18 protein-coding genes and 1 tRNA gene are annotated in these 19,797 nt (G+C 57.5%); 6 read left to right on the forward strand and 13 right to left on the reverse strand.

Going from position 1 to position 19,797, the window contains the following annotated elements; genetic code table 11:
- Nucleotides 1-137 precede the first annotated feature (137 nt).
- The 4 genes from MWU38_RS04185 to MWU38_RS04200 all read right to left on the reverse strand — a co-directional run bounded on the left by MWU38_RS04185 (nucleotide 138) and on the right by MWU38_RS04200 (nucleotide 4,856).
- Nucleotides 138-1,118 (reverse strand): OmpA family protein, encoded by a 981-nt coding sequence (locus tag MWU38_RS04185; RefSeq protein WP_247270568.1) that lies wholly within the window; start codon nucleotides 1,116-1,118, stop codon nucleotides 138-140.
- A gap of 425 nt (nucleotides 1,119-1,543) precedes the next feature.
- Entirely contained in the window at nucleotides 1,544-2,470 is a 927-nt protein-coding gene (locus MWU38_RS04190; RefSeq protein WP_247270569.1) for a hypothetical protein, read from the reverse strand.
- Between the two features lie 195 nt (nucleotides 2,471-2,665).
- Complete coding sequence (locus MWU38_RS04195) at nucleotides 2,666-3,856, reverse strand: aromatic amino acid transaminase (RefSeq protein ID WP_247270570.1); 1,191 nt, start codon at nucleotides 3,854-3,856, stop codon at nucleotides 2,666-2,668.
- Nucleotides 3,857-3,938: 82 nt separating this feature from the next.
- Complete coding sequence (locus MWU38_RS04200) at nucleotides 3,939-4,856, reverse strand: DUF1134 domain-containing protein (RefSeq protein WP_247270571.1); 918 nt, start codon at nucleotides 4,854-4,856, stop codon at nucleotides 3,939-3,941.
- A gap of 366 nt (nucleotides 4,857-5,222) precedes the next feature.
- Here MWU38_RS04200 and MWU38_RS04205 point away from each other — a divergent pair.
- Nucleotides 5,223-5,313, forward strand: a tRNA-Ser gene (locus tag MWU38_RS04205).
- Between the two features lie 563 nt (nucleotides 5,314-5,876).
- Here the strand turns inward: MWU38_RS04205 and MWU38_RS04210 are convergent.
- From MWU38_RS04210 to MWU38_RS04220, 3 genes are read right to left on the reverse strand one after another with little or no spacing between them, the layout of a single operon-like run.
- Nucleotides 5,877-8,030: a xanthine dehydrogenase family protein molybdopterin-binding subunit gene (locus MWU38_RS04210; protein WP_247270572.1), complete on the reverse strand. Its 2,154-nt coding sequence runs from the start codon at nucleotides 8,028-8,030 to the stop codon at nucleotides 5,877-5,879.
- On the reverse strand, nucleotides 8,027-9,013 hold the full coding sequence (locus tag MWU38_RS04215) for a xanthine dehydrogenase family protein subunit M (protein ID WP_247270573.1): 987 nt from the start codon (nucleotides 9,011-9,013) through the stop codon (nucleotides 8,027-8,029). The genes MWU38_RS04210 and MWU38_RS04215 overlap by 4 nt, the downstream gene beginning before the upstream one ends.
- A complete protein-coding gene (locus tag MWU38_RS04220) occupies nucleotides 9,010-9,540 on the reverse strand; it encodes a 2Fe-2S iron-sulfur cluster-binding protein (protein WP_247270574.1) in 531 nt (176 codons plus the stop codon). Before MWU38_RS04220 ends, MWU38_RS04215 begins: the two co-directional genes overlap by 4 nt.
- A 260-nt stretch (nucleotides 9,541-9,800) precedes the next feature.
- Here MWU38_RS04220 and MWU38_RS04225 point away from each other — a divergent pair, with 260 nt between their 5' ends.
- The 4 genes from MWU38_RS04225 to MWU38_RS04240 are packed head-to-tail and all read left to right on the forward strand — an operon-like array spanning nucleotide 9,801 to nucleotide 11,947.
- A complete protein-coding gene (locus MWU38_RS04225) occupies nucleotides 9,801-10,076 on the forward strand; it encodes a hypothetical protein (RefSeq protein WP_247270575.1) in 276 nt (91 codons plus the stop codon).
- A gap of 48 nt (nucleotides 10,077-10,124) precedes the next feature.
- Nucleotides 10,125-10,838, forward strand: coding sequence for a guanitoxin biosynthesis heme-dependent pre-guanitoxin N-hydroxylase GntA (gntA, locus tag MWU38_RS04230; RefSeq protein WP_247270576.1), 714 nt, complete (start codon nucleotides 10,125-10,127; stop codon nucleotides 10,836-10,838).
- On the forward strand, nucleotides 10,825-11,412 hold the full coding sequence (locus MWU38_RS04235; RefSeq protein WP_247270577.1) for an urea carboxylase-associated family protein: 588 nt from the start codon (nucleotides 10,825-10,827) through the stop codon (nucleotides 11,410-11,412). Before gntA ends, MWU38_RS04235 begins: the two co-directional genes overlap by 14 nt.
- Nucleotides 11,405-11,947 (forward strand): YetF domain-containing protein, encoded by a 543-nt coding sequence (locus MWU38_RS04240; protein WP_247270578.1) that lies wholly within the window; start codon nucleotides 11,405-11,407, stop codon nucleotides 11,945-11,947. The genes MWU38_RS04235 and MWU38_RS04240 overlap by 8 nt, the downstream gene beginning before the upstream one ends.
- Here MWU38_RS04240 and MWU38_RS04245 read toward each other — a convergent pair.
- The 3 genes from MWU38_RS04245 to MWU38_RS04255 all read right to left on the reverse strand — a co-directional run bounded on the left by MWU38_RS04245 (nucleotide 11,944) and on the right by MWU38_RS04255 (nucleotide 14,375).
- Nucleotides 11,944-12,735 (reverse strand): Crp/Fnr family transcriptional regulator, encoded by a 792-nt coding sequence (locus MWU38_RS04245; protein ID WP_247270579.1) that lies wholly within the window; start codon nucleotides 12,733-12,735, stop codon nucleotides 11,944-11,946. The two genes, MWU38_RS04240 and MWU38_RS04245, sit on opposite strands and share 4 nt — an antisense overlap.
- A 74-nt stretch (nucleotides 12,736-12,809) precedes the next feature.
- Nucleotides 12,810-13,601, reverse strand: coding sequence for a sulfotransferase (locus MWU38_RS04250; protein ID WP_247270580.1), 792 nt, complete (start codon nucleotides 13,599-13,601; stop codon nucleotides 12,810-12,812).
- Nucleotides 13,602-14,375 carry a Crp/Fnr family transcriptional regulator gene (locus tag MWU38_RS04255; protein ID WP_247270581.1) on the reverse strand — a complete coding sequence of 258 codons (774 nt, stop codon included), beginning with the start codon at nucleotides 14,373-14,375 and terminating at the stop codon, nucleotides 13,602-13,604.
- 125 nt (nucleotides 14,376-14,500) lie between these two features.
- Here MWU38_RS04255 and MWU38_RS04260 point away from each other — a divergent pair, with 125 nt between their 5' ends.
- Nucleotides 14,501-15,616, forward strand: a complete 1,116-nt coding sequence (locus MWU38_RS04260) for a glycosyltransferase (RefSeq protein ID WP_247270582.1) — start codon at nucleotides 14,501-14,503, stop codon at nucleotides 15,614-15,616.
- On the opposite strand, the gene MWU38_RS04265 is transcribed toward MWU38_RS04260, so the two are convergent.
- The 3 genes from MWU38_RS04265 to MWU38_RS04275 are packed head-to-tail and all read right to left on the reverse strand — an operon-like array spanning nucleotide 15,559 to nucleotide 19,672.
- Nucleotides 15,559-16,461 (reverse strand): galactosyltransferase-related protein, encoded by a 903-nt coding sequence (locus MWU38_RS04265; RefSeq protein WP_247270583.1) that lies wholly within the window; start codon nucleotides 16,459-16,461, stop codon nucleotides 15,559-15,561. The two genes, MWU38_RS04260 and MWU38_RS04265, sit on opposite strands and share 58 nt — an antisense overlap.
- Nucleotides 16,458-17,612 carry a hypothetical protein gene (locus MWU38_RS04270; RefSeq protein ID WP_247270584.1) on the reverse strand — a complete coding sequence of 385 codons (1,155 nt, stop codon included), beginning with the start codon at nucleotides 17,610-17,612 and terminating at the stop codon, nucleotides 16,458-16,460. Before MWU38_RS04270 ends, MWU38_RS04265 begins: the two co-directional genes overlap by 4 nt.
- Nucleotides 17,609-19,672, reverse strand: a complete 2,064-nt coding sequence (locus tag MWU38_RS04275) for an HAD-IIB family hydrolase (protein WP_247270585.1) — start codon at nucleotides 19,670-19,672, stop codon at nucleotides 17,609-17,611. The genes MWU38_RS04270 and MWU38_RS04275 overlap by 4 nt, the downstream gene beginning before the upstream one ends.
- Between the last annotated feature and the right edge of the window lie 125 nt (nucleotides 19,673-19,797).

A 19,797-nucleotide genomic window follows, 5' to 3' on the forward strand; every position in this document is an offset into this window, starting at 1 on the left:
GCTAACACACGGGTAACCATACGCAAGTGCACTTACACACCAAGGTCAGGGAAACTCGATCATGTCCCAGAATGGCAAAAGGGCGGCACGCACAATCGCGCGGCCGCCCTTTCCCAATGATTCCAGCTATTTGTAAATTATCGGCGAGCGGTCCGCCCTGGTTCATCGCCAAAGCCATCGACGCTTTTCGATACCAGAACATTTACAGCAACACGGCGGTTTTGAGCCTTTCCTTGCGCTGTGGAATTGTCTGCAACCGGATTCGACTCGGACATTCCGGTCGGTGTTAGCATCCGGTAAGGTGCCCATCCGCATTGCTGTTGAAGGTAGTTCACAACCGCGCCCGCACGCTTTTCAGAAAGGCGCTGATTAAGATCCTGGCTGCCGGTTGAATCGGTATATCCCACCACCAGAAGAAGCGCGTTGTCGATCTGGTTGGCCCGAGCCGCAGCATCGCACAAAACACCGCGCGACTGCGCATCAAGCTTTGAACGGCCAGTGTCGAAATAGACATTGGTGGTCGATTTGACATTGTATTGGTCAATATCGCCAAAGCGGCCACGCAATTGTTCAGCGGCCTGCGCGTTGGCTTCGATTTGCGCCTCGTTGCGTGTGAAGCGCCCGTCGGTGCCTTGGGCAATCATTTGCGCGGTTTCGAAGTCATTGCCCGAAAAGCGCACGCGCTCAGCAACGAGCCCGCCATCCCATTGGCGCGTATCAACCTTTACAGGAAGGCCACTCAAAAGCGCATCGAAACCCAGCTTTTTAGAGGCCAGCCCAAGAAAACCGCCGCGCGCCTGTACGCTGGTTTCATTCGTCAGCATCACATTTACCACCTCACCGGCTTCCGTGGTCACTTCGACCCGGTTGCCCCTGCGATCGGAGATAAAGCCCTCAACATCAGGGCCGACCACCATGTCTTCGAATGCGCCCGGTGCAGGCGCCGTGACGGTGGTGAGCACTTCGGTTTGGCCGTTTGCAGATGGTACAGGGCGCACCTCTTGCGCCGAGGCTGCTCCCGCGAGTGAGCCCAGCGCCAGAGGGAGAGACAAAGCGGCCGCAGTGCAAAGTGTGCGGTTGCCAAACTTGGCAGAGGTGATCGAGTTCAAATTCATCATGTTCAGTCCTTCAAATCCGGACAACGCCATACGCAATAACGCCCCACTTCAGAGCCCGCAGGGTCTGGGAACAGACCCTTTGCGCCCCGTTCTTTATTGCGAAGGCAAATCGCCCTCCCCCCATTCAAGAAACGGTTGCTTCGCCATAACTAGGGCCACAAGAAGCGGCCCTGCAAGTCAACGATGCCCTTCCCCTGATAATCGGCACCTTGCTACCAGATGAATGGCCCCGAAGCAGCGACGCATTGCCCGGTTATCCAGTGGCACTCATGCGGTGAGGCGACATCGAGCGACAGACGGCGCATCGACCAGACGCTTTGTTCTGCGCGCTCAGGGCCCGCCAAGAATAAGGGCGCAAGGAAGATCCTGTCTCCCTTGCGCCCCGACGCGCTCCTAGCTGGATACCCGTACCAAGCGCTGAATTGTCACATCTGGGTCATATCGACCGTCATGCCGCTGCCTTCCTGATTGATGACGAGATCAAAACCGTTGCCGATCTGGCGAATGATAGCGCTGTTGCCAGAGCCGCTTGTGGTCACGTTCTGCGTAATCTCGAGCGTGTTGTTGTCGCCCGTCTGGATGCCTTCGGCATAATTGCCATCACCGCCAAGGCCGGTGCCATTGTTAAACCCCTGATCGATGAAGAGTTGGTTGTTGTTGCCCGTCTGCGTGCCAACCGCGACATTACCCGTGCTGTTCTGACCGATCGCGGTGAGATTGCCCGAACCGATCTGCGTGATGGTTGCCGTATTCAGGCCAACCCCAGCCAAATCGCCTTGCAAGACAAAAGCGGTGTTGTTCGACCCTTCCTGGTCGATGGTCACTTCGTTATCGGCGCTGTCCTGAAAGATATCGACATCATTGCCCGAGCCGAGCACTTCAAAGTTCTGGCGCACGGTAATAACGTTGTCGTCGCCGTTCTGGCGGGCAAGGATGCTGTTGCCAACGCCATCTGCGCCCGCCCCATCTACAAAACCTTGATTGGTGGTCAGGGTGTTACCGGAACCATCCTGCGTCGCCAGCATGATGTTGGTCGACGAGTTCTGAGTGACGGAACCCAAGTTGTTCGAACCGGTCTGGCGAATTTCGGTCTCGTTCTGGCCGATGCCGCCGATTTCACCCTGGCTGATGACGGTGGTGTTGCTGCCGCCCGGCATTGTCTGCCGGACCTGCGCACGTTGTTCGTTCTGGCCCTGCGTGATCGTGATCGAATTGAGGACATCTTCGACTTGGTTGATCGTGACTGAGTGATCCAAACCTGTCTGATTGATTGTCACATCAGCTTGTGCCGAAGCCATTGCGGGAGTGATGAGCGCCGTCAGCGAGACAGCAACCAGAGTAATACGCTTCATGGGAAAGGAGCCTTTCGTTGTGATCCTTTCCAAAATTGGCACCAGTCCGGTTAATTCGCCTCAGGTCCCTCCCTCAGTATTTGCCACATTGCCTCCATTCTGGTGGCAACTTGACATCGAGTTAGCGGTGACACGGATTAACAACGGCGCTGCCGGCGCAACTGGTCGCGAGTTCTCGCGAGTGCTCGGTTGGAATTACGAGCCAGTCACATCTGCAACAGCGGCGATGAACTTGTCGATATTGTCCATGGTGAGCCCGGCAATATTGATGCGGCCCGATCCCGCCATGTAAACGCCGTGGTCCTCGCGAAGCGCCTGCACCTGCTCCTTGGTCACGGGAAGCATGGAGAAAAGGCCGTTTTGCTGTGCAAGAGGCGCGAAGTCGACCGAGCCCGCCATGCCTGCCTTGCCCAGATATTCGCGTACCTCGCGCATCCGCGCGCGCATCATAGCAACCTCATCAAGCCACTCTTGCGTCAGTGCCGTATCGCGCAGGATAACACGCACCGCTGCCGCACCGTGATCAGGCGGCATCGACCAGCTTGCCCGCGCCAAAGCGTTGGCGTTGGAAAAGGCCTTTTCCAGGGTTTCGCTGCCCTCGTCACCCTTTTCGGCCATAATGTAGAACGCGCCCACACGGTCGCGGTACATACCGAAATTCTTGTCGCACGAATAACAGATGAATGCCTCGGGCACTTTGGCCAGAACGCTGCGCATTCCGGCGGCGTCTTCGTCCATCCCTTCACCAAGGCCCTGATAGGCGGTGTCGATAATAGGGAACGTGCCGGACGAGGCCAGAGCATCGCCGATCGCTTCCCATTGGTCGATCGTGTAATCAATGCCGGTCGGGTTATGACAGCAGCCGTGAAGCAACACCGCCTCGCCCTTGCCTGCGCCATTGATAGCAGCGAGCACGGCGTCGATATTGGCGGTTCCATCGGCATTGGCATGGTCGAACGCTTGCCAATCGAGATCGATGTCCTTGATGATCTGTGCGTGATTGGGCCAGCTGGGTGTGCCCATGTGAAGTTTTGTCACACCCATTTGCTTGGCAAGGGCGACGGCGAGCCGCACCGCGCCCGTCCCGCCCGGAGTTTGCATCCCTTCAAGGCGTCCGCCCATCGTCGCATCAGAGCCAAAAATATACGGCATCAACGCATGGACAAAGCCCAGGTCGCCCTCCGGCCCCAGATAGGATTTGCTGTCCTGATTCTCGACCAGCCATTTTTCCGCGCCCTTGATAGCGCCGAAAACAGGGGTGTCGCCTTGCCCAGTGCGATAGACGCCAACGCCAAGGTCAATCTTGTCGCTGCGCGTGTCATCGGCGTAGAGCTTAATCAGCGCGAGAAGTGCGTCGGGGGCTTGCTGTTCGAGTCTTTGAAGCATGGGCCAACCTCTTACCCATGCAAGCGCGCGCTGCAACCATGATTAGCGCACAGACTACCTATGCATGGCGCAAAGGCACCCTTTAGAACGGTAGCCAGTTCTGCTTTTCAGAGAATTTCATATAGCCAGCATTGACGCCAAGCCTCAGCCCCGCGCCTACGCGGATAGGGATCAGCACTACATCGCCGCGACGCATATAGCTCGCGTGCAAACCACCGATCAAATAGGCTTGTCCCTCGCCCGCACCATAGCGGCGGAAGAGATCCTCGCTGTCATACAAATTATAGACAAGGACAAAGGTGTTGGCCGCGTTCGCGCCTGCATCAAGGCCGAGCGATGGACCGCGCCAATAGACCTTGCGCTCACCTTCGATCTTGTGGTGCAAGGTTCCCGAACCGTAGCGCGCACCGAACACGAAGGCGCCGCCGGCCTCGCGCCCGACGATATAGCCATTGGGCTCGCCCTGATCGCGCAGCAGATTTTCGATCATCTTTGCAAGACCTTGTGCGCCTTTCCCGAACACCCCTTCAGCTGCACCTATAAGATCGTCTTCTCCGTACGTTCCGCTATTTTGCGCTGCTTGATTTTGTGGAACGCCGTCCGGTGCATACGCCGTCACGCCGGTATCGCCCGAATACTCGTTCGAGAAATTGCCGCCAGAAGGCTCTGCACCGCCTGGATTATCTGCAGGCGCGGATTGGCCGGTCACCGGGTCGAGCGAGGGAGCAGTGCGATAACCGGGTTGGCGGATGACATCTGGCGACTGGTCCGGTGCGGTCGTCGCCCCGTCCTCGACATTTCGAACTGGACCGAATGTGTCAAAGCCCGGGTCGGATTGCGGCGCGGCCGATCCGAAGGCGTCGTCCGGATCGAATGTTTCCACCTCCTGCGCGTAGGCCGGCAGAGCAAACCCCGCGACCATCATCGCGAAAGCGGCCAGGAGACCGGCGAGGCTGAGCAGCTTTGGGTTCCCAGTTTGGTTGACGGCAGACTTTTGCATTTCACACACCTCTCGCGCCGCGCGCGCGGAAAAAGAAACGCTCCCGCCGCCCGCTCTCAAGGGCCAGACCAGCCCTTCTGAATACGCCCCCGATTAAAAACCACCCCCAAACAGAATCCCAATTGCAACAATGGGCAAGTGGGCGTCGGTCAAGCGAATCCAAAACGCGATAAAGCGAGTCGAAAACGTGGCCCTTCGCCCACTCGCTTGACAGACGATCAACCATTTGATGCCCATGCGATCATGAACGCGCGATGAGAGTAGGGGTAAAGATGCACAAATTCTCGTACAATGCCCCCTTGCCGCCCCTGATTGCGTTGACTATAGCCCCCCGCTCACAGCCAAGCGCAATATCATGCGTCGTGCGGAGACGTGGGTGAGTGGCTGAAACCAGTTCCCTGCTAAGGAACCATACCCACTACGGGTATCGAGGGTTCGAATCCCTCCGTCTCCGCCATTTACACAATCCTCAGCGCGTTCTGTACCCTGGTCAGTGTACTCGTTTTCCCAGTTATTCTGACTTTCGATGTATCTAATGCTGCGTGCGTCGTCGATCCACTCAACCTCTTCGTGCGGCAGGTCGAAAGGGTGCAAGTGCCACTCACCAAGATAGTCGAACCGGTTGTAGTCCGAACCGGTCTCGTCGAATAAGTCTTCGCGCATGTATGCATGCTCTTCCGCAGACCTTTCAAAATGGGCAGGGCCACCGGTTCGCATAGCGACAATCAGGTCGACAAGTCGGGAATCACCCGGAGCGAACTGTTCGCCGATCAACACACCGCGGGTCTATCCCCGTTTGGTGCCTGCAAAGCGCACTTTAGTTTGCGAAAAAGGTTCGAGCCGATCGTGAAGCATCTCATCGGCTATCGCGAAAGTTCTTTTCTGCGATGACGGCAAGACCTCCAATGGGACGGCATCGAATTATGCGCCGTCGGCATCAATATTCCGAAAGTGACTGGCGCGAGTGCCATCAGCGCTAAATTTTGGATGCGGTGCTCCTGTCGCCGTACAGCGCTCGACCTAATCCAACACGGCGATCACGCGATCGGGCGTCATCGGATAATCGTACAGCCGTGCGCCGCAAGCATTGTAGATCGCATTCGCAATCGCCGCAGCCCCGCCGCACATGCCCAGTTCGCCGATCCCTTTAGCCTGAATCGGACTGGCGACGGGATCGCGTTCTTCGACCATGATAACCTCAAGCTCGGGTACGTCGCGATTTACCGGCACATGATATTCGGCAAGATCGCAATTCACCAAATGTCCATCGTTGGGGTCAAACATTAAAGCCTCGGTCAAGGCCACGCCAATGCTCCAGGTGATCCCGCCGATGCATTGCGATCGGGCCGTCTTTTCATTGAGGACGCGGCCGAACCCGAAAGCGCCAAGCATGCGGTTCACCCTCACCTCGCCGGTGAAACGATTGACCCGCACCTCGGCAAAAAAGGCTCCGAAGCCCGACGAGGTGTAGTCGCTTTTGACATCGCCGGGTTCGTAGTGACCTTCACAGGACAATTCCTCGCCCCCGAGCGCATCGCCAAGGCTAGCGTCCTTGATCGGCTGGCCGGTTTTGCTTTCGATTTGTGAGCGCAGCTCCTTGCACGCGAGAAAGACGGCAGAACCTATAGAGGCCGCGCCCCAGCTGCCACCCGATCCGGGACCTCGCGGAAATTCGGTGTCGCCCAATTCCACCAGCACATCCTCGACGGGAACCACGAGCATTTCTGAGGCGATTTGAGCAAGAATCGTATAAGTGCCCGTGCCGATGTCAGTCATGTCGGTTTGCACGCACACTGTGCCGTCAGGGCGCACCGTGACGCGGGCCTTGGCTTCCCCGACATTATGAACTCTCGCTGCGCTGGCAACGCCGGTGCCGATCCACCATTCGCCTTCCAACCGCTGTCGAGGCTTGCGCTCACCGCGCGCCCAACCGAATGCCCTGGCACCCTGTTCGAGACATTCGGCTAACTTGTGGGAGGAGAACGGCAAGTCCTGTTCGGGATCGCGCTCGGGTATATTCATCAGCCGGAACTCGACCGGATCAACTCCGGCTTTCTCGGCCAGCTCGTCCATCGCTGCTTCGAGCGCAGGCATTCCGACCGCTTCACCCGGAGCGCGAACAGAGCCAGCCGTCATCCGGTGAACGCGAGCGACATCAAGCTGCAGTTTACGGTTGGGCGCTGCATAGAGAAAATGGGAGCTTTGCAAGACCGGTTCGGCGAACCCCTCGCCGGGCAGATTGGAGACGAGCGCTTCATGGCCGAAAGCGGTGAGTTTTCCCTCGTCATCGCAAGCGAGACGCAGCCGCTGCGACGTCTCGGAGCGACGCATGACAGTCTGGAACACCTGTTGCCGGGTCATGACGACGCGCACCGGGCGACCAAGCTGCATCGCCGCAAGCGAGGCAGCGACCGTTTCCTGACTGACGCCGAGCTTCGAACCGAACCCGCCACCCACATAAGGAGCAAGGATGCGCACCTGTTTTTCGTCGAGGCCAAGCGCATCGGCGAGCTCACTGATATTAAAGTTCAGCATCTGCAGCGCTGCGCGCACGGTCAGCTTATCGCCATCCCAATCGGCGGTTGCTGCGTGTGGCTCCATCGCGGCACTGGCGTGCCCTTCAGTCGTAATTCTAAGATCGACGCTATGCGGTGCCTCCGACAAAGCTTTCGCAAAGTCGCCTTGGTTGACCGTTTCATTGCCCTGCTCTTCAGCATCAACCAGTGTCGGGTCGAGAGGCGCACCATTCTCTTCGCGATATTCCACCCTGATCGTTTTCGCAGCATCGCGCGCTTGTTCGAAGCTTTCTGCGACAACCAGCGCAATCGGCTGGCCCCAATAGCAAATCGTGCGCGGAGCCTGTTGCGGTGCTTCGCCAGCGGTCCCCTGAGCAGCGCGGGCGCACAAGCGATCATCTTCTATGACCGTGATAACGCCGGGCATCGCGAGCGCAGCTTCTGCATCGATGCGCGTGACCTGGCCTCTGGTAATGGTTGCCTGCACCAGCACACCTTCGGCGCAGTTGTCCAAGCGGTATTCAGCGGCATAGGGCACAATGCCGGTAACCTTGTCGAGACCTTCCACGCGCGAGAGCGGTTTGCCAACCTCACCTTGTCCGGTCTTGTCGAGAAAATTGTCATCGACCGGTTCGTCTTGCTTTAAATGCGCATTCATGCGTCCACTCCTGTCGCTTCGGCCAAGACGGCGCGCAGGGTGCGCCGGGCGAGTGGTATCTTGAAGTCGTTCTCACCGAAGCCTTGCGCATCTTCGAGAAGCAAGTCAGCTGCCCGATCGAAGAGCTCGACGCTCGGAGCGGAGCCGACCAGCAAGTCCGATAGGCGCGGATCGTGCCATGGCTTGTGAGCGAGCCCGCCAAATGCCAAATCAGCGCGTGCGAACAAACCGTCTTCGACCGACACGATAGCCGCAACCGACACGAGCGCGAAGGCATAGGATGATCGTTCTCGCACTTTGCGGTATATCTGGGTTCCCCCGACCGGGCTCGGCAATGTAACCGCGGTAATGATCTCGCCCGCGGCCAGCACATTTTCACGCCATGGGGTATCGCCAGGCAGCAAGTAGAAGTCGCGCACCGGAACAACTCGCTGTTCACCCGCCTCGGTCAGGATTTCCACACTTGCATCAAGCGCGCTCAACGCTACCGCCATATCGCCCGGATAGGTCGCGATACACTGCGCGCTGGTGCCGAGCACCGCGTGAAGTTTCGCCACTCCCTTGATCGCACCGCATCCCGAACCCGGATCGCGCTTGTTGCAAGGCTGATCGGTATTGGTGAAGTAGTAGCACCGGGTCCGTTGGCACAGATTGCCTCCGGTGGTCGCCTTGTTGCGCAGCTGTTGGGTAGCTCCAGCGAGGATCGCGCGGGCGAGGGCCGGATAATCCGACCGGATGCGTGGGTGCGCGGCTGCCTCGCTGTTGGTGACAAGTGCGCCGATGCGCAGAATGCCATCTTCTGCCTCGGCGATCTCCTTCAGCCCCAGCCTGTTAAGATCGATGAGCCTTGAGGGTGTTTCGACCTGCAGCTTCATCAGGTCGAGCAGGTTCGTGCCCCCGGCAATCGCGGTGCCGTTCTCACCACTGGTTAATTGTGCTGCATGTTTCAGACTGTCGGGGCGAATGTATTCGAACGGCTTCATTCCGCACTGCCTCCGTTTGATGTATGCGCTACCTCTGCGATGGCCTTCACGATGTTGGCATAAGCACCGCAGCGGCAAAGATTGCCGCTCATCCGCTCGCGGATTTCCTCGTCGGTTGCCTCTATCGCACCGCCAAGATCGTCGCTCGCATCGCTGGGCCAATTGTTCGCGATCTCGTCAAGCATCGCTGTTGCCGAACATATTTGTCCAGGCGTGCAATAGCCACATTGATAGCCATCATGATCGTGAAACGCTGTCTGCAGCGGCGAGGGTTTATCCGGCGTGCCCAGCCCTTCGATCGTGGTGACGTCGTCGCCCTCATGCATCACAGCAAGCGTGAGACACGAATTTATTCGAAGCCCGCCGACAATAACCGTGCAAGCACCGCATTGTCCGTGGTCGCAGCCCTTCTTCGTCCCCGTAAGACCGCATTCTTCGCGCAGGAAATCAAGCAAACTTCGCCGCGGATCTTCGGGCGATCTGTGGGGCTCGCCGTTCACGTTTATTGTTCCGGATTTGTCTAGCATGATTGTTCAACACCCATCGCACTGATTTGATCCAAACCAATTTATCGAACGGAGGACCCGGGCAAGCGGCTAAGCCTTCAACAAATGTTAGGTTGGGTCCGAACGCGCATCCAGCATGGTTACACGATCATGCATAACCTCTTGCCATCGGCGCAGTCGCTGACCTTGCGCAAAATCACATCAGCCGTGCGACAACTTTCGCAAACTGTGCACGGCTTTGCAGATCCCGCCTCGTTCAAGAATTCAGGTTCCCCCACAAAATGAACGGGGCGCTTGAATGGACGGCGTCGATCGGCACGATCCTTGCTGCCGGACTTATCGCCTTGGATATCAGTCGCAAGGTTACCGGCTGGGGTTTCGTTCTCTTTTGCGTCGTATCGTCTCTCTGGATTGTCTCAGGCTTTATCGAAGATGCGATGCCGATCGCCGTCATGAATGGCGTGCTATTGATCATCAACGCGTGGGGCGTGTGGCGCTACATGCTCAACCCGGCGCGCAATGCGCAACGAACATCCTCCCTCCAGCCGATGGAATAACAAACATCAAACTTGAGAGCGTTGTTTGGCTCGCACGTTGAACTCTATATGCTCAAGGATACATCTTCCGACCTTTTGGAGCTTGATCGCAAGCGGCTCAAGCGCGATTTCGTCGCGTTCGTGGATCAACGCGACTTCCCTTGCGTCGGCGCCAAATCGGCGCTCGCAAGAGGGCTTTTGCACGTCGAATGCGCTTGGTCGATCACAAGCGCATGGAACGATGTTCATATCCACGAACAGCTTCTTCAATGGAGCAGAACCTACCGCGACGACGAGGGTGGTTTGCGTTCTTTCGCGGTAGTGTTCGACGGTCCACAAGATCTGCCGGAAACCGAATTCGAACGCGCCATGTGGGATCGGATACAGTCACTTGCAGACAAGGACGCGTGGCGGGGCCAAAACTATGACGATCGCGTCAGTGCTGATCCGGATGATCCCCACTTCTCGCTCAGTTTTGGCGGGGAAGCCTATTTTGTAGTCGGACTGCACCCCAACGCATCCAGACCCGCTCGCCGAAGCCCCAATCCCACGCTCGTGTTCAACCTCCACGATCAATTCGAAAAACTGCGCGAAAGCGGTCGCTATGAGCGCATGCGCAACGCGATCCTCGAACGCGATCGATCGCTGGCTGGTTCGATCAATCCGATGCTCGCGCGGCACGGCGAAGCGAGCGAAGCGAGACAATATAGCGGGCGCGTGGTTGGAGACGACTGGCGTTGCCCATTCAGAGACAAACGCGAGGTGAGTAATGAAACGAATTGAGCCGCGATCGGGTGTCGCTTTTGAGTTGAAACAAGGTCAGCACCTTCAGGTTATCGACCCGGAGGGCAGTCAGGTTTCCGACCTCGTTGCATATTCAGCGGCTGACATTCGCGAGGTGATCTCCAATGGGAGGACCTTCGATTACGAGGAAACGATCAATCTGGGCAAGGGCAATCGCCTGTGGTCGAATCGCTCGAATGTAATGCTGACGCTCGTTGACGATACTGTCGGTCGGCATGATTTCCTTCTGACGCCATGCAGCCGCGCGACGTTTAAACACTTCTATCCCGATAAGCCCGAACATCGGGGCTGCTTTGGCAACTTGGCTGCGGCTCTCGAACCCTATGGTATCGAGGAAGACGATCTACCCACCGCGTTTAACATCTTCATGAATGTTCCCGTGCATGCAGAAAGCGGCACTCTGCGCGTCGATCCTCCTGCTTCACGCGCCGGCGATTATATCGAGCTTCGTGCAGAAATGGATCTGATCATCGGTCTTACCGCCTGTTCGGCATACGATTCCAACGGCGGGTCATTCAAACCGATCGACTATTCGATCATCTCCCATGATTGAAGATGTGAACCTGTGGTCGAGCTGGCCACGCACGATCGAAATTTTCCTGAACGCGGTCCTGTTTTACGTATTCATCGTCGCGCTCGGCCGGCTGGTGGGCAAGCGCTCGACTAGCGAACTCAACAACTTCGATTGGATCATCAATGTCGCGGCCGGAAGCTTGGCTGCCAGCGGAATCATGCTCGATCAGGTCGCAACAGTTGATGCTCTAGTGGCGATCAGTGGCCTGGCAATGTGCCAGTATCTTGCGACATGGTGGGTTAGGGAGACTGACTTGGGCTCGACGGTCATCAAGGCCCGGCCAACGCTTCTTACCCATAAAGGTGAATATCTGTGGGATGCGATGGATGAGGTTCGCATCTCGCAGGAGGAAGTCCGCGCAGCTCTGCGAAAAGCCGGCGCGATCGAAAACGCTGCGGCCAACTGGGTGATCCTCGAAACGAATGGCGAGTTGGCGGTCATTCCCCGGCAAGAAGGTGATCTCGATGCCGAGGCACTGAAGGATGTCGACATTCCAGAACAACCCAAGCGCTAATCCCAGCCTTCGTTGAGCTTCAACGGCCCATCGCCGTAAAGGTAGCTGCTTTCGAAGCTGGCGTAGCGTTTCAGTGCTTCCCAATCATTGGTATAGAGAGTTCCACGCCTGATCTCAGCCAATTCGATTTCACGCAATTTGCTTACGGCGCGGTTGGCGTGGACTGCACTGACACCGCACATATCGCCGAGGTCCAGTTGCGTGAACGGTGTGCGCACAGCTCGCGGGACAGCCTTGCCGATCAGCTCTAGACGGGTCTGAAGCTCACAGTAGATGTGAGCGATCCGTCGCGGCGCATCGAGCTGCTCCAGCGTCTGGATCCATTTGCGATGAATGGAGGCATCAAGGAGCGTTGCGAGCCACAAGGCACGGGCGATTTTTGGCTTGTCACGCATCGTGTCCTTCAGCCGTTCATGACTGACGAGGCCGAGCCGGGTGCGCCCTGACGATTCAAGCGAATGGTCCAGCCGTTTGAGCGCAAACCCGTGTAGATCGACGAAGTCACCGGGGACATGAATGCCCACGATGAACCTTCGATCACCCGTTTCTATCGTGCGGAACATGAAGCCATCGACCAATATCGCGCTCGTGTTCGTAAGGTCACCTCGTCTGATCAGGTGTTCGCCATCGGAAAGCTGTGTTTCGGTTTCGACGAGGCTCTCAATATATTGGAGATCTGTCGCGCCCAAGGTCTTACGCAACCGACCGGCGAGAAAATCGCCTGTCAGCGGATAGAGCGCGTTATTGGAAGTGTTCAGACCCCTCGACATCGCGGGTCCGATAAGCACGAGGTGCAAGGCGGTCTATTGATGAAAGTTAGCTTTGTCTTCTTTTTTCAGAGCGCCAATTGGAAACTAGTAATTTAGCTAGGTCGGGATGTGATGGCAGACCAGGTCTTGTCTCGAATTGCACGTAAGGGGTGCCGGACAATGGAGGCGATAGGGTTCGTGCTTCCATCAGAACGATAGCCAAGAGCGTCGATCTTGCCTGGACCGTGGCCTGCAACTTCATAGTCGAGATTGCCATCGCGAATGTCGAATGGCGTAAAGCTCGGTTCCAAATCGAGGAAGGCTGCAATGGCCTCCAGATAGTCGCCGGGTCGCTTCACCAAGTCCTCATATCGAATGACGATGGCTCGGTGGAGATATTGAAGGTCGTCGAGCATAAGGCGATAGGCTTCGACCCCATATTCCGCCACAGCCGCGACGTCCTGATCGGTCCATTTCTGTAGAGCTTGTGCCATGAACTGCGGGTGGCGTGTAACGACGATGAAGTTGGAAAGCGGAAAGAGCGCTTGCAGCAATCGCATGCGGGTCAGGTTCACCGGCGACTTCTCGAGCCGCCACGGTGCTGAGTGATCAAACCATTCGCCCCACTCCTGATCGAGCCGCAATTTCGTCTCTAACGTGTTGAGCGCATGTTCCTCGGTGTAATGCTGACGAGGGTCCGTCGCGAAATGTCCGGGTATCCCATCGAGAGCCGTGTGCGGGATCGCCCCTTGAAGATAGCACCCCTCGTTCTCGGGCACTGGCGCGCCTTTGATCGCCGAGACGTGAGGATGCGTGCCGATGATTTTGGCCAGAAGGCTGGTTCCGGTTCGATGCAATCCGGCTACGAAGACGTAGCGATGAGCTGGTCTGGCGGCCGATGGCACCTAATAAAATCCTTCACGTAGGCTTAGTTCACCTTCGCCGTAGAGGTAGTCAGGCGTAAAGCGACCGAATTTCTCCAGCTCCGATTTATCAGCAATGTTGATCCGACCGCGTTGGACATCAACGATCCCTTGCTCGCGCAGCGCACGTATCGCGCGGTTGACGTGGATCGCGGTCGCGCCTGACATTTCGGCCAGATGCCCTTGGGTCAGCGGGGTGTCGAACCCCTGGGCATCACCCAGACCGACCATTTGCAATCTGGTCCAGATTTCGGCGAAAATATGAGCCAAGCGTCGTGCCGTCGTCAGCTGTTCCAGCTTCATGACCCATTCCCGGTGCATTGCCGCATCCAGCAGCGTCGCAAACCAGAATACACGTGCAAGGTGCGGCTGCTCTTCCATGATCTCGATAAGCCTGGTGTGAGGCACGTATCCAAGCCGGACCTCGCCCACGGTGTCGATATTATGATCAAGCCTTTTGAGCGCGAAGCAGTGCAAATCGACGAAATCACCGGGCACGTGAAAGCTCACACCATATCGTTGCTCTGGCCCGTCCAATGTTCTGAGGATGAAACCATCGATAAGCATCGTGGAGTGACCGCAGGTTGCGCCGCGTTCCAGAATGCGTCTCGGCTCCGTGACGACCTCTACTTCGTCGATAGAATCTTCGAGGATACGCTTTTCTTCGTCGGATAGATCGTGCCGCAACCGGCCAAGCAGAAAGCGGCCCGTCTTTGGATAGGTCGTGATTTCATCGACGATGGCAGGTTCAGGCATCTTACCCCCTCATTCGCACAACCCGATCGTATACAAACAGTTTCGATTCGAATGAATGTTAATTTTGGCGGTTTGCATAGCTTAGCGCGTTGATTCCAGGCTTTCTACAGATGGAATCCGTTTCGATGAAAATCGCCGTTCTCGCCCATATCCGCCATCCAATTGCCGAGCCTTTCATGGGAGGAATGGAAGCACATTGTCGTATGCTTTGCGATGGGCTGAGAGCAGCGGGTCACGAAGTCACACTGTTTGCGTCCGGGCGATCCGAGGATGTCGGCCTCATCCCGATTTGCGATGCTCCATACGATGAGGTCCTGCCCTGGAAAGTTTATCGCGGGACGCCCGAACTGGCCGAGTTTCAGGGGCGCGCGTTTGATCGGGCCTGGGAGGCCATCAAGGCGTCCGATTTCGATGTCGTGCACAACAACTCGCTTTATCCGGCAATCATCGATTGGGCCGCGCGCGACCGTGTGCCGTGTGTCACCTCGCAGCACGTCCCGCCCTTCGCTAGCATGCGAGATGCTGTAATCAGTCACGCGGTCGATCCAATCATTGGCACGACGGTAACCTCGCGAAGCCAGCTGGAATTGTGGGACAGCATTCCGAACGACAGCATTGATGTCGTCCACAACGGTATCCGGTGCGATCAGTGGATCCCGTGTGGCAGGGTTGAGGACTACTTCGTTTGGACGGGGCGCATCACTCCGACAAAGGGAACAGCGGAGGCTGCTCGCGCAGCGCGGATCGCAGGGGCAAAGCTAAAGATCTTTGGACCAGTCGAGGATGCGCGCTACTTTACCTTGCAGGTTGAGCCCCACCTGACCGACGGGATCGAGTTTCACGGCCACCGCACGAGCGAAGAACTTCGCCCGATAGTTGCGCGAGCCAAAGGCGCATTGGTCACGCCGCTCTGGGATGAGCCATTCGGATTGGTGGCCGCAGAAGCTCTATCGTGTGGTACCCCGGTTTGCACATTCGACAACGGTGCGCTCGCAGAGGTGATCGGCGATTGCGGTTTTGTTGTTCCATCGAAGGATGTTGGCGCGCTCGCCCGCGCCATGCAGAGTATCGAGGCTGTTGATCGGAATTCTTGCCGTCAGCGAGCCCTCACCCACTTCTCGGTCCAATCAATGATCGAGGGCTATGAACGTAGCTACCGCAAGGTAATGATGGCGCAAGAGCTTCAGGCCGCTTCGGCGTTGGCTTCCAACCATTCGAGGACAGCGGCACTGCTCGCGTAGGGTTGGTGCTCCTGCTGACGGGTCAGTTCCAAGTCAGCCTCGGTCGGCTCGCGTAATTTGCGCCAACCATCGTCGGTGCACTCAAGCAGACCCATAAGCACGAAAGCCCGTAGCCAGTGCTGCATGGTTGGTTCGCCCCATTTTTCAGCGAAGGTCATGGCGTTCGCAAGCACGCTGTCGAGATGGTGGACGGGTGGCATGTGATGCGGATGATATTGGTGATACGCTTGCGCACCCTTGACCCACCACAGGGGCAAATCGTTTTCGGCAACCATACGACCAAAATCAGTGTCCTCTCCACCATAGCCGTCAAACCGTTCGTCAAAGCCGCCGATCTTTTCGAAATCCGTCTTTGAGAGCGCGAAATTCAATGACCAGAAGCAACGATAGTCCTCGCAAACGCGAACACCGTCTTCGGGCGGTCCGGGTCGTTCGGAATGGCGCACTCCTGCTTCATCGAACTTGCGATAGTCGATGCCGTCACTAGTTGCGCCTTTCGGAAGATAGGCCACCTCGCCCATAAAGACGCCCTTCTTGTCGGTCATCGCATCGAGGTAATCGTCAATCAGTGCGGGGTGCGGGATGCAGTCGACGTCAAGAAAGACGAGTAGATTTCCGTCAGCTCGCCGCGCAGCAGCATTGCGAGCCGCTGCCAATGGAATGTCGTTCCCACCCAGTAGCACCTGCCGGATGGGAAAAGGCGCATCAGGCAGATCGTAAACTTGTGACTGCATCACCGCGATCACCAGTTCGTCAGGGAGATGGCTGGATTGGCACAGGCCATGCACGAGGTTCGTCAGATGCTCTTCACGACCATGCGCGAGGGTGCAAACAGAGACAATCATGAAATCACCTTCAATTTTGGAATGATCTGAGCTGGTCCGGCCAGCTCCGCGTCGGCCCACAGGCTCGTCGCGAGCCGGTCGATCCAATCGGCGGCCTTCGATGCGGCGTCAGCCCGAACGAAGCGCGATTGCTCTGCACATTCGAGCCGAGCCGCCGCATCCCACAACTTCGTCCAGGCATCGGCGTGTGAGGGCCAGACCTTCGAAACTGCAGCCAGACCTTCGCGATCAAGCACTTCGGCCTTGCAAAGCTGCTCGTCGAAATATCGCCACTCTGGCACAACGATCCACGGCTTGCCCGCTGCCAGCACCATATGCACGGTCGTATTGCCGCACGAGGACACGACCCGGTCGGCGGCGGCAATCCAGTCCATCGGATTGTCGACCCAACCCTTATGGATGAGGTTGTTTGGCGGCGTCTCGTGCCATTCGCTCGCGACCCTGCCAATCGTGAACCACAGGCTGTCCGCATCGGCGCGCGCGCCAAGGGTAAGCGGCGCAGTGGGGGTTCCAGTCCCCCCGCCCCCTGCAATAACGCAGACTATGTCTCGATCTGACGGCAGTTCGAGTTTCGCCCGCGCTTCATCGCGAGTGGGCATGGCGGGTAGGTCGATGCCGACCCCGGGCGCGTAGTGCGTTTTGCTCTTCATTCGCTGAGAGCGATCCGACTGTTCGAGTTCCTCCGAGTATGGAGCCAGCAAGCCAACCGCACTTTCATAGGCCGCCATATGTCCAGCATCGGATCGCTCTCCATGCTGCATGACCGCTACGTGCGGCACCGAACACAGGCGTGCGAACTGGCCAAGCTCTGCGGATACGTCAGTGACGAAAAGCGCTGGTGACGCTTGCGCGAACCACCCTGCCAGACGGCCCATCGCCTCGCGAATACCCGGCCACCCCAGCGGCGCACAGTGAACGGTTGACGGTGAAGGAAGTGCTCCCATCAAAGGAGCTTCACACCCTGTCGGCTCAAACAGCGATGGAAGTTCGATTACTTCGACATCAGGGCTCAAAGAAGGGAAAATGTCTGGCTTGGCGGTAAATAGGGTTATGGGCCGCGCCGTGATCAGGGCATTTGCGATCGCCGCTGCCCGTTCTGCGTGGCCGCGACCTTGATGATGGACGAAATAACCGACTGGAAGTGTTCTCATCCTCTTGCTCCAGACATCGCAACCCCGGCGCTCAATCCGTCCCTCGTCATGGCCTCGATACCCTCGATTACGCCGGCCGCATGGGCGTTCCTGGCGAGATAGACGTTCGAGCGACTGGTCAGCTTCTTGATTTCAGCTGAGTGGTTCTCGACGATGATCGCGTTCCGGCATTCGATGAGCATGTCCTCGTCATTGCCGCTGTCTCCCGCTGCGAAGATCTTCTCGGGCGCAATACGCAGGACTGAAGCGACATGACGCATCGCAGCCGCCTTGCCAGCGCTTGCAGGCAGGATGTCAAGGAGGCGGTCATGGCTGGCTATGACGCGCACCGGAAGATCGGCCATGCGCAACGCTGACCGGATCTCGGACACCTCTTCCTGCGTCGAGAAAAAATAGGACCGTTTGAACGATCGCTGCTCGTAACCTGGTTGAGGTTGGATGTTCGGAAAGCCGGCCATGATTGCGTCGACTGCCTCTGGCTCCCACTGCACTTTGGAAAGCGCCGGGAAGTTCTGGTCGCGCACACAGCCTGTGCCGCTGTTCCAATATATCTCCGAACCCACTGACGTGACCCAGGCGACGGGCTCTGGAACATCCCACTCGCGCATAATCCGTCGAGCCTCAACGAGTGAGCGTCCCGTCGCAATGACGAATGCGAAATTGGGATTGTCGTGAAGAAAGGCGCGAAGCCGTTCGATACCGTCGGTGCAGCCAGTGATGGTATTGTCGAGGTCGCTGACAAAAAGATGGGTGGTGCCGGGCCCCGCGCGACAATTGACCCCGACGCTGGTGTCCAACGTCCTACGGGCAAGTTTAACAAAATTGTCCGCGTAGCGCGCCCAATTGGTCTCCCGCGAGTTATTAGCACCGTTGGCAGCGCATTCACTCCAGAGCGCGTTGTCGTCCAACAGGCGTTCGATGGCGACACCGATGTCTGATGGTGAGCGAGGGTCGACCAAAAGCCCGTGGCCCAGCTCGCCTACTGTATCGACAGGTCCACCAACCTTGGTCGCAACCACAGGCAGACCGTAAGCGGCAGCTTCGAGGATTGTCAGTCCGTAAGGTTCGACCAGCGCGGGATTGACGAAAACTCCGCGTGATCGCGCGGCAAGTGCGTAGAGACCTGCAACCTCTTCGCTGGAATGCTTCTTGGGATAAGCAACCGAGCCGTAAAGGTTGTGCCTGTCGATCAGGTGCAGCAGGTCTGTAACGACCTCTACCTGCTCGTCTTCGCCTTCATTGCTTGCACACCGTTGACCGGCGAGAATGACCAAATTGGCCTTTTTGCGGATTGGTGCGAACGCTTCAATCAGAGCAGCCAGGTTCTTCTTTCTGACAGCCCTTGCGACCGCAAGAATTATCGGCTTGTCAGGATCGCGTAAAAACGGATCGATCAGCCTTTGCGCCTGTTGAATCTGGTTGGCATGCGGCGGTATCACGCTCACGCCTGGAATGATGCGATGAACCTTGTCCATCCGCGTGGAAGGGTAGGCCGGCAATTGCCGCTCGCATTCATCCCTCGAAGACCCAATCACGGCAATCGCGCCAGCAATCGCCCGATCCTCTTCTTCAATGCGTGCTTCAAGTGCATCGCAGGGCTCACCCACGCCATCCAGCTTGTCCATACCGAGCGAATGTGCGGTGTAGATATAAGGGATGCCAAAAGCGCGTTGTACGTGAGCGGCAACGTCAGCGGCATCCGCGAAGTGCGCGTGTATAAGATCTGGAAGGCGCTCACGCTCGCCGAGCTCAGCGAGTAACGCTTCGATGAAGTCCGTGCGATCAACGCGCAGATCATCCTTGGCCAGATAGCGACGATTGCCACTGTCGATGCGGGTTAGCAGGCAACCGGGCTCGAGTTCTTCTACGCTGCGCGCGTGAATTGCGCCGAGCTCTGGTTCATCAAAAAGCCTTGTAACGATTTCCGCGCAATGCACCCCGGGATGGCGAGCAAGTGCTCGCATCTGACCCAGGATGTAGGTGATATGGCCGCCTGTATCCTCGGTAATGCCGTAAGGAACAGGCTCGCCTCGTATGCACCCGCCAAGGGCTATCGACATTATATGCACGCTGAACCTCCATGTGATGGACTCAGCCTGTCAGCGCACGACACCTTCGTGAGGCTCCGAATGCAACATCTATTGGTTTCCAGAGTGTCCCTTGCTCACGATCCGCATTGATCACA

Origin of the sequence: Qipengyuania sp. S6317L1, assembly GCF_023015615.1 — a bacterium.
In the GTDB taxonomy this organism is placed as follows: Bacteria; Pseudomonadota; Alphaproteobacteria; order Sphingomonadales; family Sphingomonadaceae; genus Erythrobacter.

Excerpts from the sequence above, each read along its gene's own strand:
- MWU38_RS04270 (WP_247270584.1), bottom strand. The coding sequence starts at position 17,612 with ATGAGAACACTTCCAGTCGGTTATTTCGTCCATCATCAAGGTCGCGGC.
- MWU38_RS04210 (WP_247270572.1), bottom strand. The coding sequence starts at position 8,030 with ATGAATGCGCATTTAAAGCAAGACGAACCGGTCGATGACAATTTTCTC.
- MWU38_RS04220 (WP_247270574.1), bottom strand. The coding sequence starts at position 9,540 with ATGCTAGACAAATCCGGAACAATAAACGTGAACGGCGAGCCCCACAGA.
- MWU38_RS04235 (WP_247270577.1), top strand. The coding sequence starts at position 10,825 with ATGAAACGAATTGAGCCGCGATCGGGTGTCGCTTTTGAGTTGAAACAA.
- MWU38_RS04190 (WP_247270569.1), bottom strand. The coding sequence starts at position 2,470 with ATGAAGCGTATTACTCTGGTTGCTGTCTCGCTGACGGCGCTCATCACT.
- MWU38_RS04195 (WP_247270570.1), bottom strand. The coding sequence starts at position 3,856 with ATGCTTCAAAGACTCGAACAGCAAGCCCCCGACGCACTTCTCGCGCTG.
- MWU38_RS04240 (WP_247270578.1), top strand. The coding sequence starts at position 11,405 with ATGATTGAAGATGTGAACCTGTGGTCGAGCTGGCCACGCACGATCGAA.
- MWU38_RS04200 (WP_247270571.1), bottom strand. The coding sequence starts at position 4,856 with ATGCAAAAGTCTGCCGTCAACCAAACTGGGAACCCAAAGCTGCTCAGC.
- MWU38_RS04225 (WP_247270575.1), top strand. The coding sequence starts at position 9,801 with ATGAACGGGGCGCTTGAATGGACGGCGTCGATCGGCACGATCCTTGCT.
- MWU38_RS04255 (WP_247270581.1), bottom strand. The coding sequence starts at position 14,375 with ATGCCTGAACCTGCCATCGTCGATGAAATCACGACCTATCCAAAGACG.
- MWU38_RS04185 (WP_247270568.1), bottom strand. The coding sequence starts at position 1,118 with ATGATGAATTTGAACTCGATCACCTCTGCCAAGTTTGGCAACCGCACA.
- MWU38_RS04275 (WP_247270585.1), bottom strand. The coding sequence starts at position 19,672 with ATGTCGATAGCCCTTGGCGGGTGCATACGAGGCGAGCCTGTTCCTTAC.
- MWU38_RS04260 (WP_247270582.1), top strand. The coding sequence starts at position 14,501 with ATGAAAATCGCCGTTCTCGCCCATATCCGCCATCCAATTGCCGAGCCT.
- gntA (WP_247270576.1), top strand. The coding sequence starts at position 10,125 with ATGCTCAAGGATACATCTTCCGACCTTTTGGAGCTTGATCGCAAGCGG.
- MWU38_RS04265 (WP_247270583.1), bottom strand. The coding sequence starts at position 16,461 with ATGATTGTCTCTGTTTGCACCCTCGCGCATGGTCGTGAAGAGCATCTG.
- MWU38_RS04215 (WP_247270573.1), bottom strand. The coding sequence starts at position 9,013 with ATGAAGCCGTTCGAATACATTCGCCCCGACAGTCTGAAACATGCAGCA.